The sequence below is a fragment of the Stenotrophomonas sp. C9D9 genome (assembly GCF_056491205.1).
In genome coordinates this window covers 655,773-669,293 of the sequence record NZ_JBSZIF010000006.1, presented here as the reverse complement: position 1 = coordinate 669,293, position 13,521 = coordinate 655,773, and the positions used below count along the sequence as shown (strand labels likewise).

The 13,521-nt window shown below is 61.6% G+C and carries 20 protein-coding genes and 1 pseudogene; 7 read left to right on the top strand and 14 right to left on the bottom strand.

The features are described 5' to 3' along the window. The first annotated feature begins 2 nt into the window (after positions 1 to 2). Positions 3 to 383 carry a DUF3653 domain-containing protein gene (locus ACXI0D_RS18625; protein ID WP_479642949.1) on the top strand — a complete coding sequence of 127 codons (381 nt, stop codon included), beginning with the start codon at positions 3 to 5 and terminating at the stop codon, positions 381 to 383. Positions 384 to 909: 526 nt separating this feature from the next. On the opposite strand, the gene ACXI0D_RS18620 is transcribed toward ACXI0D_RS18625, so the two are convergent. From ACXI0D_RS18620 to ACXI0D_RS18575, 10 genes are all read right to left on the bottom strand, one after another. Then, positions 910 to 2,238, bottom strand: a complete 1,329-nt coding sequence (locus ACXI0D_RS18620) for a zonular occludens toxin domain-containing protein (RefSeq protein ID WP_479642948.1) — start codon at positions 2,236 to 2,238, stop codon at positions 910 to 912. 1 nt (position 2,239) lies between these two features. Further along, a complete protein-coding gene (locus ACXI0D_RS18615) occupies positions 2,240 to 2,587 on the bottom strand; it encodes a phage coat protein (RefSeq protein WP_119006251.1) in 348 nt (115 codons plus the stop codon). Continuing rightward, a complete protein-coding gene (locus tag ACXI0D_RS18610) occupies positions 2,584 to 3,657 on the bottom strand; it encodes a hypothetical protein (RefSeq protein ID WP_479642947.1) in 1,074 nt (357 codons plus the stop codon). The genes ACXI0D_RS18615 and ACXI0D_RS18610 overlap by 4 nt, the downstream gene beginning before the upstream one ends. Before the next feature lie 67 nt (positions 3,658 to 3,724). Further along, complete coding sequence (locus ACXI0D_RS18605; RefSeq protein ID WP_152906945.1) at positions 3,725 to 3,874, bottom strand: capsid protein; 150 nt, start codon at positions 3,872 to 3,874, stop codon at positions 3,725 to 3,727. A gap of 52 nt (positions 3,875 to 3,926) precedes the next feature. Then, positions 3,927 to 4,064: a hypothetical protein gene (locus ACXI0D_RS18600; RefSeq protein ID WP_032958702.1), complete on the bottom strand. Its 138-nt coding sequence runs from the start codon at positions 4,062 to 4,064 to the stop codon at positions 3,927 to 3,929. A 28-nt stretch (positions 4,065 to 4,092) separates the two neighbouring features. Further along, the gene (locus ACXI0D_RS18595) at positions 4,093 to 4,347 is read right to left on the bottom strand and encodes a hypothetical protein (RefSeq protein ID WP_053494291.1); all 255 of its coding nucleotides are present in this window, start codon (positions 4,345 to 4,347) and stop codon (positions 4,093 to 4,095) included. Between the two features lie 3 nt (positions 4,348 to 4,350). Then, positions 4,351 to 4,662 carry a single-stranded DNA-binding protein gene (locus ACXI0D_RS18590; protein WP_479642946.1) on the bottom strand — a complete coding sequence of 104 codons (312 nt, stop codon included), beginning with the start codon at positions 4,660 to 4,662 and terminating at the stop codon, positions 4,351 to 4,353. A gap of 4 nt (positions 4,663 to 4,666) precedes the next feature. Then, a complete protein-coding gene (locus tag ACXI0D_RS18585; RefSeq protein ID WP_479642945.1) occupies positions 4,667 to 5,773 on the bottom strand; it encodes a replication initiation factor domain-containing protein in 1,107 nt (368 codons plus the stop codon). Continuing rightward, positions 5,763 to 5,939: a hypothetical protein gene (locus ACXI0D_RS18580; RefSeq protein ID WP_154583328.1), complete on the bottom strand. Its 177-nt coding sequence runs from the start codon at positions 5,937 to 5,939 to the stop codon at positions 5,763 to 5,765. The genes ACXI0D_RS18585 and ACXI0D_RS18580 overlap by 11 nt, the downstream gene beginning before the upstream one ends. Continuing rightward, positions 5,936 to 6,214, bottom strand: a complete 279-nt coding sequence (locus ACXI0D_RS18575) for a hypothetical protein (protein WP_479642944.1) — start codon at positions 6,212 to 6,214, stop codon at positions 5,936 to 5,938. Before ACXI0D_RS18575 ends, ACXI0D_RS18580 begins: the two co-directional genes overlap by 4 nt. A gap of 136 nt (positions 6,215 to 6,350) precedes the next feature. Between ACXI0D_RS18575 and ACXI0D_RS18570 the strand changes: the two genes are divergently transcribed. Further along, a complete protein-coding gene (locus ACXI0D_RS18570; RefSeq protein ID WP_479642943.1) occupies positions 6,351 to 6,722 on the top strand; it encodes a DUF3693 domain-containing protein in 372 nt (123 codons plus the stop codon). A gap of 263 nt (positions 6,723 to 6,985) precedes the next feature. Here ACXI0D_RS18570 and ACXI0D_RS18565 read toward each other — a convergent pair whose 3' ends face one another. From ACXI0D_RS18565 to ACXI0D_RS18555, 3 genes and pseudogenes are all read right to left on the bottom strand, one after another. Then, on the bottom strand, positions 6,986 to 7,822 hold the full coding sequence (locus ACXI0D_RS18565) for a hypothetical protein (protein ID WP_479642942.1): 837 nt from the start codon (positions 7,820 to 7,822) through the stop codon (positions 6,986 to 6,988). Positions 7,823 to 7,885: 63 nt separating this feature from the next. Continuing rightward, a pseudogene (locus ACXI0D_RS18560) lies at positions 7,886 to 8,435 on the bottom strand (TraX family protein); the annotation flags it as partial. Positions 8,436 to 8,457: 22 nt separating this feature from the next. Continuing rightward, complete coding sequence (locus tag ACXI0D_RS18555) at positions 8,458 to 8,685, bottom strand: hypothetical protein (protein ID WP_479642941.1); 228 nt, start codon at positions 8,683 to 8,685, stop codon at positions 8,458 to 8,460. 125 nt (positions 8,686 to 8,810) lie between these two features. On the opposite strand from ACXI0D_RS18555, the gene ACXI0D_RS18550 reads away from it, so the two are divergent. The 5 genes from ACXI0D_RS18550 (at position 8,811) to ACXI0D_RS18530 (ending at position 13,030) form a co-directional block, all read left to right on the top strand. Beyond that, positions 8,811 to 9,431, top strand: coding sequence for a hypothetical protein (locus ACXI0D_RS18550; protein ID WP_479642940.1), 621 nt, complete (start codon positions 8,811 to 8,813; stop codon positions 9,429 to 9,431). Between the two features lie 7 nt (positions 9,432 to 9,438). Further along, positions 9,439 to 10,707: an HNH endonuclease gene (locus ACXI0D_RS18545; protein WP_479642939.1), complete on the top strand. Its 1,269-nt coding sequence runs from the start codon at positions 9,439 to 9,441 to the stop codon at positions 10,705 to 10,707. A 281-nt stretch (positions 10,708 to 10,988) separates the two neighbouring features. Beyond that, the gene (locus ACXI0D_RS18540) at positions 10,989 to 11,744 is read left to right on the top strand and encodes a tetratricopeptide repeat protein (protein WP_479642938.1); all 756 of its coding nucleotides are present in this window, start codon (positions 10,989 to 10,991) and stop codon (positions 11,742 to 11,744) included. Positions 11,745 to 12,202: 458 nt separating this feature from the next. Next, positions 12,203 to 12,559, top strand: a complete 357-nt coding sequence (locus ACXI0D_RS18535; RefSeq protein ID WP_479642937.1) for a hypothetical protein — start codon at positions 12,203 to 12,205, stop codon at positions 12,557 to 12,559. Beyond that, complete coding sequence (locus ACXI0D_RS18530; RefSeq protein WP_479642936.1) at positions 12,560 to 13,030, top strand: hypothetical protein; 471 nt, start codon at positions 12,560 to 12,562, stop codon at positions 13,028 to 13,030. A 48-nt stretch (positions 13,031 to 13,078) separates the two neighbouring features. Here ACXI0D_RS18530 and ACXI0D_RS18525 read toward each other — a convergent pair whose 3' ends face one another. Then, a complete protein-coding gene (locus ACXI0D_RS18525) occupies positions 13,079 to 13,447 on the bottom strand; it encodes a hypothetical protein (RefSeq protein WP_479642935.1) in 369 nt (122 codons plus the stop codon). Positions 13,448 to 13,521 lie beyond the last annotated feature (74 nt).

Below are 13,521 nucleotides of genomic sequence, written 5' to 3'. Positions count from 1 at the left end.
GCATGATTGAGTTTGACCCGCACCACCGTATCGACTTGACCGGCCCTTGGGCCGGTTTTTCTTTCCTCGGTGATCGCCTGATCACACCCGAAGGCCGCGAGCTGCTTCCCGAAGATCTGGCCTGGCTGTCACTCACCGCCTGCCAAGCGCAGGAATGGCGCCGGATGATGGAAGCTGCACGCTCGATGCCGTCGATCGACAGTTCCGGAAATGCACACAATCGCGACGCCGGCATTCGTCATCATCCTGCCACTGTCGTCAATCTGCGGGATGTGGTGAGTCGACGCAAACAGCGGTCGGCGGTGGCGATGGCTGGCGCTGACGCCGAGACACCAGCGGCAGTCCTACCGGCACCGGGGCCGAGACCTCGCCAGCGCGTGTGAGGCGCTTCCGTAGGGGCGCTGCCCCTACACCCCGGATCACTGCTCCCGACAGCGCAACCAGCCGCCAGAACGCGAGGACACCTGTTCCCACCCGTTTGGCAGCCTACGCATCGCCTGACCGCCAATGCACGCCATTCCTGAGCGCTTGGCTGCATCCGTACCCATCGCAGGTAGCGCCACAACCTCGGCAGATGGACTTGGGCGTCCAGCCTGCCTGGACTCCTGCTGTAATGCATTGGCCTCAAGCCCATCACAGAGCGGTTTCATGCCCGGATGAGGATGGTTCGGCCAGCGGTACTGATCACAGTTGAATGGCGTTGTGGTCTTCGCCATCGAGTTATACGCGGCCTTGGGCGCTGCCGGAATTGGCTTTGGCGCTGGCCCCCTCGCTGAATGAATCTGCTGTGCTGACGCCACGCTGGTCATCACCAGCAATGCACACATCGCCCCAAGTCGAATGTCCATATTCCCCTCCAGATTGGAGGGATGGTACTCGATACCGTCAATTTGCGTGACGCATCACGCCTCAGAAGCTGGGTGGGTACGGCTTCGATTCCGGGAATGTCCCCATAGGACGCTCACCCACCCGAACCAGCGTGCCTCCGGCAGTGGAAACCGCCCCTTGTGCGCTGACGACCCGGACGCTGGCACCGGCCTCACTCCCTGCGGTCGCAATGCCGGTGCCAGCGTCCGGCTTGTCCAGGCGGTAGAGCGTCGGGTCTTCCTCCCGTCGCGGCGCTTGGCGCGGCCATGGCGTAGCGACCAGCTTGTAATTGTCGGCGCTGATGTTGGCGCCATAGGCGAACACCCGCACCCGGAACCCCAGCGCAATCAACGCGTCAAACGTCAGCTGATCGACCGTGTTGTTGCTACTGTCCACCCACTCGACCATGCCGACCTGGCGGTCGCCAAAGACAGCCGTGAGCGCCAGCCGGATTCGGTTGGCCTTCGACAGCTGCGCCACGTAGCGCTGCTCTGGCGTCAACGCGTCCATAGGATCAGGGGCGGCCTTGGGAGCGGGCACGCCCGGCAGATTCGGAATCGTGCTTTGATCTGACGGCGCCGCGGCGGTGACGCCATGCAGCTGCTTTTCCTTCGCCTTTTCTTCCTCCGGCACCAGCCCGCCGCCACTCAGGAAGAAGCCGATAAAGGCCACGGCGCCGACGATGCCGACCACGCCCATGACACCGCCTTTGAGAGCGAGCGCCTTCCAGACGTTGGTGCCGCCTTCCTCGTACACCTCGGTATTCTCAGCGCCCACTGCGTACCCGTGGTAAAGCGGATAGATCGCGGGATCGTACTTCTCGGTCTTGCCCCCTACCCGCTCATACTTGCCCGGCGAGGTGGTGTGGAAGAAGGTCACCCGGTAGCGGTTCTTCATGCCTACAGCGGTGAGCTTCTGGAAGACGTTCTTGCGCTCGATGCGCGCACGCACCGCCTGATGAACGCGGTTGATCCACTGCGTCATGATGACCGCATCGCCGCCGTTCTGACCAAGCAGCGCCCAGAAATTTTCTACCGCATCGGGCAACGGCTGGCGCTGTGCGACGTAGAACTCATGCACCTCATCAATGACGCACAGCGAGTCTTTGAACTGATCCGGAATGCACCACTGGCCGGTCAGATCATCCTTGTAGCAAGCGAACGTCGCTGCCACGTCCTTCGTGTCAACCAGCGTGAGCAGCTGGTGGACCTCATCGACCGGCATGCCCAGGTATTCCGCGATGCGCTCATGGTTGAGGCCATTGAGGCGCGCGAATACGCGGCGCCCCTTCTTAATCGTCGGCAGGATGTGATTCTTGACCGCGTCGTAGCTCTTGCCAGCACGCGGGACGCCTTCATTGAAAACGAGCATGTCACCATTTCCCCATAGTCATGACCTTGCGCAGAATCCGGAACGCGACGGCGGAACCGATAAGCGCCAAGCACTCGCCAAGCTTGAACGTCTGCACGAACCACCCCACCGTGCTGCCCGCATTTCCAAGTAGCGTGCCGATGCTGTAGTTCTTCAACACATCCGGGACCGGCAGAGCGCCAATCATCTTGATCATCAACGCCAGCATTGTCTGAATGGCGAGGATGAGCAGGTCATTGAAGAACGCAACAAGGGCGTCCCAGAAGCGTTGTATCTGCCGGAGCAACCATTGAGTGAGGTCGGTCAACCACCCGGCGTGCGGCATCAGGAAGGCGAGAATATTCATCATGTCAGCGCGATCTTTGCGGCCATAAATGCCGCGATAGCGAGCAGTACCCAGCCCATCAGCAGGAATGACTCATAGATGACGCCATAGCAGTGAAGATCGAAGGTCATCGTGTCCCAGTACTGCGACGCCGGTAGCGTAAAAACGGGGCAGCTGCCGCCAACACTGACGGTGAAGAACGACTTCGTCGCTTGGATGATCGGCAGCTTCTCGGCCTGCTGCTTGAAGTCGTTGAACACCTTGTCCAGCGTCAGGTTCTTGTCCCGCTCGTACAGGGGGCCGCCATCGCTACCGACCTCGCCGGGACCATCTCCGTCGCCCTCACCGGGACCTGGCCCGGGGCCGGGACCACCGCCGTCCCCGCCGCCGTCCCCATCTCCGTCGCCATCTCCGTCGCCATCACCGTCTCCCCCGCCGCTGCCGCCATCACCGCCGCCGGGGTTGTTTCCACCGCCGTCACCATCACCGCCGCCGTTGTCGCCCCCACCGTCGCCGCCGCCCGGATCACTACCGCCGCCATCACCACCGCCCCCCTCCCCCGGATCGCCCCCATCCCCTGCAGGCGTCGGCGCTGGCGCATCAGACTCTGTGCAAGTTCCGCCAGTGGGGAAGAAGCCGACACCTGCGGCCCCTTCCGGATCAAGTGAGCTGGTGTACATGCAGCCGTTGTGGCAGGCATTCACGGTGGCCGCTGTCTCGCCACCTTGCCAGCCAAGTTCATAGGGGCGCGTGGAGCAGGCGCCCTTGTAGTAGAACTGCTGCGTGTTCTCATCGCCTGCAGCGTTGTAACATCGCACAGCACCACCGTTAGGACCCTGAGCAACGGCGCAGCTGTACGAGCCCTGAGACGGCGTGCCGCCGGCATTACAGTCCGAGCGTACAGATGGCTTGCCCCACGGATTGCCGGGTACGTCGAACTGCTGCTTTGTCCGTTCTATCGCTGCCTTACACATGGCGAACGCCTTGCCCTGATCGCAGGTCCCATTGCTGGGGCAATCCGCAGCTGCTCGCGCGCGCCCAGGCATCAACAGCGCCAAAGATACGAGCATCGCCAGCGCGAGCAGGCGGATCATGCGTCCAGCCCCATGCACGCCACCACGCCACACAACGCGCTCAGCAGTCCCGCGAAAAGGCACCAGATCATCGCATTCCCCTCGCGATGAAGAATCGCGCCACCTTCGGCGCGGCCCACAGTGCGAATTCGATCTGCGCCGCGATTGCGGCTGCTCCACAGATCGCCATGACCACCAGCTGTGGGCGGATGTTTGCAAGGATGCTGTCAAAGTCCATAACGCCTCCAATAAAAAGGGGCAGGTAACCCTGCCCCACCCTGCCATTGCGATCAGCCGCCGAAGAATCCGGCCACCTTCTTGGCTGCCCACTTGCCGAAGCCAACCAGCGCGATCAGCGCGGCGGCACCAGCGAAGGCGGTCAGTGCACCGGCCACCGACAGGCCGCTGAGGATGCTTTCGTAATCCATGGTGAAACTCCTTTCATGAGTGGTTGGGTTACCGGTTTTTGTCGAAGAACGTCGCCACGGAACCGGCAATCCGACCGGCGACGAAGAGGAAAAGAAGGAGGCCGAACGGACCGCCTGCCCACACCGCCAGCTGCTCTTTGCTTGGTGGCTGGAAGGCGTCCGCGATAACGGTCACCATGGATGCCTCTGCGCTGCTCATCAGCACATACCCCGCGCACTGATCAACGGGCTGACCGGTTGGGATCAGCTTTCCGTCTTCCCCGAAGACAACGCAGAGGCCCATGGCTTAGGCCTGCGCTGCCGGACGCAGAGTGGCCTTGGGAACCGCACGCAGCGCGGTGAACTTGCTCAGCGAGAGCACGCCCTTGTTGACCTGTGCCATAGCGGCCACGTCCAGCTCATATTCGCCCTCGGGGAACGGCTGCTGCCCCTTGTCCAGGCGCACATCGAACGGATAGGCAAAGCCTGCCGTTTCAAGCTTGGCCTTCTGCTTGCGGGTGGTGTATTCCACGCTCTCGCCCGCATCGTTCTTGAAGCTGCCACCGCGCTCATCAACGCTGGACGACAGGACGGTGACCTTGATGACGTTCTGGATCATTTCGTTACCCCTTTGAGGTTGGCTGTACGGCCGCGATTTCGGGCCAGTGCGCTGCTGTGTCACCTGTGACCCACTTCGGCAGCGATGGCGAAGTGCAGGATTCGACTACCGCCCGCAACGCCTGATCGTCAGGGCAGTTCTTGGCGATGAAATTGAGGGCCGCACCGTACTGGCGACGGATGTGGCGACGAACGCTCTTCCACGTCGCTTCAACGGCGGCTTTCGTGATTTCGATGCGCGTGGCAACACAGCGCAGAAAGGACAGGACCGGGTAGGCGCCGAGCAGGTACGAGGCGGGGTCACGCAGAATGTCGAGCGGCAGTTCCTTGCGGTTGGAGTTGCGGAACTGCGCTTCGTAGCGCACCCACGGCGAACTCTTGTCGCCCTGCTCCCTGCCCTTCTCGTACACGCGCAGCTGCTTTTCGGACTTCTTGCCGCCGATGTAGAGCGTCTTGCCGTCACCGCTGTCGTAGTCGTCCACCAGCTGCGCTTTGGGGCGCTGCCCACGGTTGTCGAACTCGCCAGCTGCATACCATTTCTGAGCCAGACGCAATGGGTATTCGCCCACCAGGTCATCGGCGCACACGTCAACTCGGGTGATCCTCCCGGCGCAGCTTTCGAGCTTCGCTCGAAGCTCCAGCCACCGCTGCGCATGGCCGCAGCGCGCTGCGCCTATCGCTTTGCATCCATCGCCGGTTAGCTCGATGCGGGCGGTATACGTGCCGTCCGCGCGGCGGCACTCTTCGCCGCCGAGTTCGATCATCCCAACGAACTTCTTGGCTGCGTCGATGATCTTGATACGCCACGTGTAGAAGCGACCGCCGCCCGCTGTTTCATCCAGTTCAAGGCCAAGCCCGGCGAAGAACCAGCAGAACACCTGAAGGGCCGCAATACGTGCGTTCTCCGGGGAGAACTCGATCCACTGGCGAACCTCCTCGAAGCTGTCGCCATCACGGAACGCGACCTCGTCCAGCGCTGCGCGCAGATCGATGGAAGCGGAAAACCAGTCAATGCCGACCGTCAGGGTTCCATCGGCGTTCCTGAATTCACTGACTCCCCTGTTAGACGAGGGGAGTCCCGGCCCGGCCAGCACCGCGCGATCACCGGCCATTGGAGCGGTCCTTGCCGAGCTTCCACAGGCGACGAAGCCCCAGCCACGCCTGCTCGATCACGATGGAGAGCAATGCCACTCCCAGCCAAACGGCGATGAGCGCGGCGCACCCCGCAAGGCCCATATCGAACTCGGCCAGCTCGGCGAATGAAGGAAGCCTGCTCATGCCGCACGCTCCTGCTCTTCGGCGAACGCGGCTGCTGCCAGCAGATCGCCGCGCTTGGTGGCGGCGATTTCGGCCTGATACAGCGTTTCGTGATTCGGGGTCCAGCCCGTTGCGGCCAATTCGGCGCGTGCCTGGGCTACGAAGGCCGCTTCGTGTGCGCTGCGACGAGCGGACTCCCCGCGCCGGTCGAGGCACCACGAAACGAGTTTGGCGCTGCCAATGGATACGGCCACGATGGCCGCCAGCAGCACGAAGGTAATGAGCGGATCGATCATCCCTGTCCCCTGCCCCAAGCCCCAAGAGAACCCGCCAGCGGTCTTGGGGAGCGACTGGCGGGAGTGTCAAGGATTCCTCGACACCGGGGCGAACTGTAAAGTACCCCTGTACACCCCTGTCAAGTAGGTATCGACAATGAGCGCCAGCTACGACCTGTTCTGCCGGTGGAAGCACGTGCAGAAGATTCAGAGCGACAACGCTGGTGCGCTGGCATTGGGCGTGTCCCGAGCAACCGTTTCCCTCTGGAAACAAGGGAAAAATGCGGAAATCCACTACATCGAGCGGATGGCGGTGGACATTGGTGACAGTCCGGAAATGTGGTCGGCTGTCGTGATGGCTGAGCGGAGCAATTCCGAGGACGAAAAGGCCGCGTGGCGCCGAATTGCGCAGAAACTCGCCACGGTGGTCATGGCGCTATGCCTCTTTGTGGGTGCTGCCCTACCCCGCGACGTGCAGGCTATGCCGCAGGCTGGTCATGCCTTGCACGATATACATTATGCGAAATGATGTGCAGGGCGTGATCCGGTTCATTGGCTCTGCTTGGCAATGGCTGCGGCCCTGGCTCGGCTCTTGCCTGCGCCCTCAGTCCCCGGTTCAGGATGAGGATGGCGCAGTTGCGATCGGCGCCCACCGAGAAGCCTTCCAGCACGATGGCTTCCGCCGAAGTGATCGACATGGCCAAATTGATGGCGCGGCGCCAACGGCGGTTGCCCAGGGTGATGGCTGGTCCTGACGCCGATCCGCAGGGGCGTTGGCCCCTACACCCCGAACTACTTCAGCGAATCGACGAACAGACGAAGCCCCATGTCCGTAAGTGAAACCACGCGAACGCCACCACCACTTTCATAGTCGTCGAGAACCCCTCTTGTGGCGAGCCCAAGCTCCTCCAGTTGCCCGGCGACAAGCCAGACTGCGGCGTCCCCCATATTTAACCGTGCCGTCAAATCTCTCAGGTAAGTGTTGCTGCCAAATCTGCCCACTGCATCCAGCAACGCCCACTGATGCTTATCGAGAACAGTGGTTTTTCCTTTCTCCCCTGAAACAACCGGGGCCGAAGGCGACGAACCCGATTCAGATTGAGATGCTTCGGCAGCACTCGCCGCACGCCTTGCCGCGACTTCCTCCGCAAGCGCATCTCTTTCCTCTATCACCTGCTTCAGCTGATTTTTCAAGTTATCGATGGTGCTGCTGAGATGCACTGACTCTGTGGTGTGCTGGATCTCCATCTCCGTGAAACGATTTCGCAAGGACCGTGACTCTTCCTGTGTAAGGACGGTCTGGTCGTCGATCGCACGTTTGAGCTCAAGCGCCTCCTTGCGGCGCCTCAGCGAATAGCTATAGACCCAGTTGGATGGATACGGAAACGCAAGGATGTAGAAAGCTGCGGTAGCTAAGGGGCCAGCCACTAGATGGACTGCGGAATAGGCGCTGTCTTGGTAGACCAGATGTATCAGGTGTATTTTCCGAATCGCGGATTCGCCTGACAGCACTATCAGTAGTGTCTTGTAGTTCCAAAGGCACCATGACACCGTGAGCGAAGCCCCTAGAGGGCTCATGAATCTGTCAGAAACGTACTCCCTGACTCCCTTAACTATGTCGTCAAACATTGCGCCCCCCTTGGCAGTTCAGATCCAACCGCTCTCGCTGCTGGGAGCTTAGCTGGCTTGGTTCTAGATTTGCCATATGCCAAGCGATCTTCCCGCTGAAATGCAGGCTAGGTGTAGTACGTAGTAGACGTAGAAGGCCCACCGGCCACGCGGAACCGCCCACGCCACCCGAGACAGGCCCAACGCCACCGGGATCGCCACCAGCGCCCACAGGTTGCCGTTGAACCAGCAGATCGCCGCGAGCGCCGGGACCAGCAGCCAGTACTGGCCCCGATGGAAGGCCAGCCACGCCAGCAACACAAACCCTACCCCGGGCCACTGGTAGTCCACGAATGCCGGCAGCGCCGCCGCGGCGAATGCCAGCACAACCCATTGACGCTGACCGGTAGATGGCAGCGGCACACAGGGCGAACGTGAGCAGGATGTTCAACTGTGGCCAGTACCCGAACGCTAGGGCGTGGATTGGCTGTGCGATCAAGCCCCACGTGTCGAGCCTGCGCACCGACTTGACCGCGTCGGCGCCGGGCTGGGCGAGGTTATAGGCCATCACCAATGCGAACAATGGGAAAGCTACCCTGCCCGCCTCGCTTAGACCTGGCACATAGCCGCCATATCGGCGAATGAGGGATACCTACTCATGCGGCGCGCTCCTGCTCTTCGGCAAAGGTGGCTGCGGCCAGCAGATCGCCGCGCTTGGTGGCGGCAATCTGAGCTTGTGCGAGTGCGATCACCTGGACTTCTCGGGGCCGCTGCGAGGCGGTGTGGTCACGCCGGTCGAGCAGCCACGAGACGATGCGAGCGCCGCCGATGGAAACGGCAGCGATGGCCCCTACTAGGGCAAGTGCGAACAGGGGCTCGGTCATGCCAGAATCCCCCGCTGAACAGGGCTGCCACAGGGGGGGGTATGGATGCGAAGGATCAAGCTTCTATCAGTCGGTGGGATGCAGGAATAGCCTGCGCAATCTCCCTTGGTCTGGGGGGTGTTTTGATGGCCGTGGTACTGATAGGAAGCGATATTCCTCTTAAGTGCATTGAGGGCGGAAACGCCGCTGACTGGCTGGCTGCTGCCGGTGCATGGGTCATTGGCTTGGCGGCGGCTTACTACACGCGCCAATCCCATGTGCACAGGGTTGAGGAGGCTGAAAGAGAAGCGGAGCGGGTTAGACGGAAGTCCATAGCGCTTCTGACTGCGACGTTCGGTGCAACGATCAAGATTGTCGGACTTGATGGCATGGTCAGGCGCTTTAAGGAAACGATCGAGGGTGATCGACCCAAGGCCTGGCAGTTCGAGAATTTGATGAACTTGATGGATCCGTCTATCGGCGACATCGTTCTGCCCGATGACACAATGGCTCTGCTTGACACGGACGCAGTGACGAAGCTTGCACTGATCAATGGAACGCTGGGGACTTTGCGCCAGTACATCTGGCGAGGCCGAAAATTCTTCGATGGATACGCAGAGAGCATGCGTGGTCCTGTTGACGATCCCGACGCCGCTCTTGTCAACGAGCTCTACAGGGGCGTTGAAGAGCTGATAGAGAATCGAACTGCGTTCGCTGAATTGGTGGGCAATGTGATTCAAAACTTGCGCCAGCCTCCCATTAAGTAGTTCTGCTATGCCCTTCCACGCGCCGCGCTGCTTGTCTCTCGATCTACGACGGACCCTGGTGGGTTACGCTGCACGAATCGACCAAACCCCTGCCATTGAAAGCGAAGGGCCTATGTTTGACTGCCTCTATTGCGCCCAAACGACGGATTCGACGGAATCGAGTTTGGAGCACGCAATCCCTCAGTTCATGGGAGGCGCGCGCGCACCCGCCCGATTTCATCTCAACAACGTCTGCGAAGCATGCAACAATCGCTTGGGACTATTTGTTGACGCCTCTTATGCCAAAGCATGGCTCACGACCAACGCATTGGCGACTGCAGCGCGAAATCTCTATCTATCGAATGACGATCCGGGGCTGCCGCTCATCTATATCGGACATGTGACGATAAATGGCTTGACTGTTCCTGAAGGGCACGTCGCCGAGCACTGGATAGGCCCGTCTGGAGAAACCATTGTTTGGGTCCGCCGCCATGATAAGAGGATGGACGCTTATGCTGGTAGCAATCCTATTGACGCCAAGCGAGCACCTTCGGTGATTTATATGGTGCCCACCGCCGGAGATGAGCGGCTGGAAATGGCGATTCGAAGCTTGAAGCGAATAGGTGGGAAGAAGGCCCGCACCATCTTGTGCGCCGAGGTGCGGGATGCGGATCAACGACAGGTCTCCCCAGCGGCGCTAGGTTTCGACGTGGCGCATGCTTCCGAAATCGACGCCGCAGACGCTATCCGTGCACAAGTCTTAACCGGGCAGATGAGGGCGCGTGTGGTCATGAGCCTCACCTTCGACCATCGATTCATCTGCAAGCTGGCGTTGGGCGTGGGGTATGCCCTCTTTGGCGAGCCCTTTCTCGATCAGCCCACGACGGCGGATTTGCGACTGGGCGTGTGGCCCAAAATAGGTGCGCAGAAGCCACCTGTTCGCGGAACCTCAAGCTTAACGTCTCAGGCGAGGGTCATTGCTCAGCGAACCGCGTATCCCGGCGCTGTGCTCTTATTCGTCATGCGCGCAGGAAGCAACTGGGTCTTGACGCTCTCTGTAGACCCCCAGCTCACCTTCTCCGTGGCGCTTGGCCCGAGCACCCTGAAGGGGCATGGAGTGGACTTGGAGGCGGGTTATGCGCTGGTACTGATTCCCTATCTTGAGCAGGCCGTGGAGCTCAGTCTTACCGCGCTGATCGATCATCTGCGTGGAGCTGCCCCCGTCCCTGAATTGGAAAGGTTGGATCAGCGCAAACAAGCCTCCGAGAGGATCTGGCGAGCCTTACCCTCGCTGTGAATCAGCGGCCTCAAGGAATGGCCAGCCCCCTTCAAGCGATCTATGCTTCCGCGTGGCATCTGCACGCAGACCTGCTCGAGCAGAATGCCGACAGCAGTGTTTTTTTGCCTGCGCTCCATGCATTCCATCAATGCAGCCCTGCCACATAGTGGCATGCAGCGCTCCGCCCTGCAGAATCCATCCTATTAACGTGACGCGTCACGCCCGATTGGCGCCACCCCATTGGCGCCCCACCCCTACCCCACTATAGTGCCAGCCCTCACAAGGACGAGACGGCACACATGCCCTATATCGGAATCGGACTCCACGTACTGGCGGCCATCTTCTTCGCGGTGCACGCCATCCGCTCAGGCCAGAGCCTCTACTGGCTCATCCTGCTCTTCTCGTTCCCACTGCTCGGCAGCGTCGTCTACTTCCTTGCGATCTACTTCCCGGAAGTCCGCCACTCGCGCGGCGCCCGGCAGGTCGTCCGCTCCGCCAAGCAGCTCATGGATCCGGGCCAGGACCTCCGCAACGCCCGCGCCGAGCTGGCGCGCACGCCCACCGTGCAGAATCGGGTTCGCCTGGGCATGACGCTGCTCGATGCCGGCCAGGCGGAGGAAGCCAGAACCCTGCTTGAGCAAGCAGCCAGCTCGCCGCTGGCCGACGACCCCTACATTCTGACCGGCCTTGCCCGTGCTCGCCTCCAGTCCGGGCACGCCGCACTTGCAGTCGAGACGCTGGACGGCCTGTTCGCCCGCCATCCGGATGTGCGCCGCAAGCCAGAACAGACCCTGCTCTATGCGCAGGCATTGGCCGCCACCCAGTCGCCCGACGCCCGCGCCGCGTTCGAGCGCGCTGTGGAATGGGGAAACGATGCGGCCGCCCGCTGCCTGTACGCCGAGTGGCTGATGGCGCAACCGCAGCCCGCCGACCGTGAGCAGGCCCGCAGCCTGTTCGCCAGCATCATCGACGATGCCCAGCACTGGTCGCGCCATGCGCGCAGCCACAATGCCGCGTGGCTGGAGCGGGCCAAGGTCGCGTTGAAAGGCTACTGACGCCTGCCAGCCCTTGGTAATCCTGTCGCATCCGCCTCGCTCATGGCTCCGCCGGGCGGATGCCGACACCCGTCAGGCTTGGACCGCCGACATCGCCGACAGCCTTACAGCGCAATGCTCCAGCCTCATTGCGCCGTATGCAACGATTCTGAAAATGTTGAAAGTGTTGTCGGCATCGGCCTTACTGCATTGGCATCACGCATAGGTCCGCGTATTCCTTGCCGTGCCACCGTGCATCGGTGGTCGGGATTCGAAACCCCGGTTCTACGCTGAAGTAAACGCTTGCCAGCCGGCATCACCCATCAGGTGGTGCCGGCTGGCAATCCGTCGGCCGGCTATGGCGGGCGGTGCGCGGAGGCCTTGTGCCTGCCGGTTTTAGCGTAGACCGGGTTTCGAACCTCGCACCGTCCGCCACCTTTATCGGTGGCGGCTTCTGCATGCACGCAAGGAGCCCTGCCATGACCCAGCCCCACTCCCCTGCCCCGCGCCCGATCCATGACGCGCCCGCCAATGGCTCCGCGTTGGATCCGAACACGCTCATCGCCCTGCTGCACAGCATCGGCTCCGGCGTCGCCTCCGACGGCCAGCCCTGGCCTGAGCGCCATCAGATGCCCGGCCGACGCATCGCCCTGGCAGACACCGATTGCTCGTTGGCCGGCCTTCGCGTAGTGCTGGAAATCCTGTTGGCCGCACAACGCGCCCGCGAGAACGGCGAGTTGGAGCAATACGTCGGCCCGCGCGTCATGGAAGGGCTGATCATGGCCGGATTGGGGCTGGCGGCGCACGCCAGCACACGGGTACGCCCGGACGGCTGAGTGACGCGGCATCGCTGGGCGGCCACCGCGCTCTGTCTCGTCGCGGTGGTTATGGCACAGGCGCAGTGGCCGGCGCCACCGGTGCCCTCGCCTATCGGGTTCCAAAGCATCAACGACGATCGATTCTCACAACTGCGCCGCCAGGCGATGCAGTTCGTGGAGTCTCGGCCACGACAGGGCTTCCAGTTCGTGGAACGGCACCGAGATGCCGAGTTCCAGGTTCATTGCCGAGGCGTGCCGGTGCTGTGGCTGGAGAGGCGCTCGCAACATCTGCTGTTGCAGGTCTCGCTGGACGCGGAGCAGCGGGCGCCCGCCGTTCTGCAGCTTCGTGCGTTGCTTCAATGGCAGCTGCAACCATTGGGCCACTTGGAGCAGGTGCTGGCTGGCGTGCCGGAACCTGTTCTGTTGGATCGGTTGCTGCAGATGTTCGCGGGCGAGGCGCATGAGGGGGTGCGATGTGGCATGCAGTAGTCGAGCCTGGCTCGACGCTACAAGGGCGTGGGTTGATGCCCCTCTCGGCTAGCGGTAAGGCTCGAAAGTCATTTCACCATCGGGACCGCCCTCGACGACGTACTTCCCGCCGCCGCCGCGAACACTGGAGTCCCCATAGGGAAGCGGCATGAGCTGCACAACCACTCTTGAGCCCTCCAGGTAGACGATTGCCTGGTAGTTAGCAATATCCGCCAAGTGCCGATCCAGCCCAGTAGTGCCATGTACTTGTGCCTTCAGCTTCTGGCTAAAGTCCTGACATGCCCTGGAGAAGGCAGAAATCACAGTCGACTCTGAGGTCTGAATTGCTTCCGATCCAACCACAACAGGCGGGAACAGCGCCACTCCGAGTCCGATCGCCACAGCCAGGCCACAACACTTTCGAATCAATCCGTTCATGTTATGTCCCTTCCTCCGTAGCTGCATGATGTGGCCCTGCCGGTAGATTGCGTTCCAGCACCGTACGATCTGGT

Excerpts from the sequence above, each read along its gene's own strand:
- ACXI0D_RS18535 (WP_479642937.1), top strand. The coding sequence starts at position 12,203 with ATGACCCAGCCCCACTCCCCTGCCCCGCGCCCGATCCATGACGCGCCC.
- ACXI0D_RS18550 (WP_479642940.1), top strand. The coding sequence starts at position 8,811 with ATGGCCGTGGTACTGATAGGAAGCGATATTCCTCTTAAGTGCATTGAG.
- ACXI0D_RS18615 (WP_119006251.1), bottom strand. The coding sequence starts at position 2,587 with ATGATGAATATTCTCGCCTTCCTGATGCCGCACGCCGGGTGGTTGACC.
- ACXI0D_RS18540 (WP_479642938.1), top strand. The coding sequence starts at position 10,989 with ATGCCCTATATCGGAATCGGACTCCACGTACTGGCGGCCATCTTCTTC.
- ACXI0D_RS18585 (WP_479642945.1), bottom strand. The coding sequence starts at position 5,773 with ATGGCCGGTGATCGCGCGGTGCTGGCCGGGCCGGGACTCCCCTCGTCT.
- ACXI0D_RS18610 (WP_479642947.1), bottom strand. The coding sequence starts at position 3,657 with ATGATCCGCCTGCTCGCGCTGGCGATGCTCGTATCTTTGGCGCTGTTG.
- ACXI0D_RS18570 (WP_479642943.1), top strand. The coding sequence starts at position 6,351 with ATGAGCGCCAGCTACGACCTGTTCTGCCGGTGGAAGCACGTGCAGAAG.
- ACXI0D_RS18620 (WP_479642948.1), bottom strand. The coding sequence starts at position 2,238 with ATGCTCGTTTTCAATGAAGGCGTCCCGCGTGCTGGCAAGAGCTACGAC.
- ACXI0D_RS18555 (WP_479642941.1), bottom strand. The coding sequence starts at position 8,685 with ATGACCGAGCCCCTGTTCGCACTTGCCCTAGTAGGGGCCATCGCTGCC.
- ACXI0D_RS18565 (WP_479642942.1), bottom strand. The coding sequence starts at position 7,822 with ATGTTTGACGACATAGTTAAGGGAGTCAGGGAGTACGTTTCTGACAGA.
- ACXI0D_RS18590 (WP_479642946.1), bottom strand. The coding sequence starts at position 4,662 with ATGATCCAGAACGTCATCAAGGTCACCGTCCTGTCGTCCAGCGTTGAT.
- ACXI0D_RS18595 (WP_053494291.1), bottom strand. The coding sequence starts at position 4,347 with ATGGGCCTCTGCGTTGTCTTCGGGGAAGACGGAAAGCTGATCCCAACC.
- ACXI0D_RS18545 (WP_479642939.1), top strand. The coding sequence starts at position 9,439 with ATGCCCTTCCACGCGCCGCGCTGCTTGTCTCTCGATCTACGACGGACC.
- ACXI0D_RS18525 (WP_479642935.1), bottom strand. The coding sequence starts at position 13,447 with ATGAACGGATTGATTCGAAAGTGTTGTGGCCTGGCTGTGGCGATCGGA.
- ACXI0D_RS18600 (WP_032958702.1), bottom strand. The coding sequence starts at position 4,064 with ATGGATTACGAAAGCATCCTCAGCGGCCTGTCGGTGGCCGGTGCACTG.
- ACXI0D_RS18580 (WP_154583328.1), bottom strand. The coding sequence starts at position 5,939 with ATGAGCAGGCTTCCTTCATTCGCCGAGCTGGCCGAGTTCGATATGGGC.
- ACXI0D_RS18625 (WP_479642949.1), top strand. The coding sequence starts at position 3 with ATGATTGAGTTTGACCCGCACCACCGTATCGACTTGACCGGCCCTTGG.
- ACXI0D_RS18605 (WP_152906945.1), bottom strand. The coding sequence starts at position 3,874 with ATGGACTTTGACAGCATCCTTGCAAACATCCGCCCACAGCTGGTGGTC.
- ACXI0D_RS18575 (WP_479642944.1), bottom strand. The coding sequence starts at position 6,214 with ATGATCGATCCGCTCATTACCTTCGTGCTGCTGGCGGCCATCGTGGCC.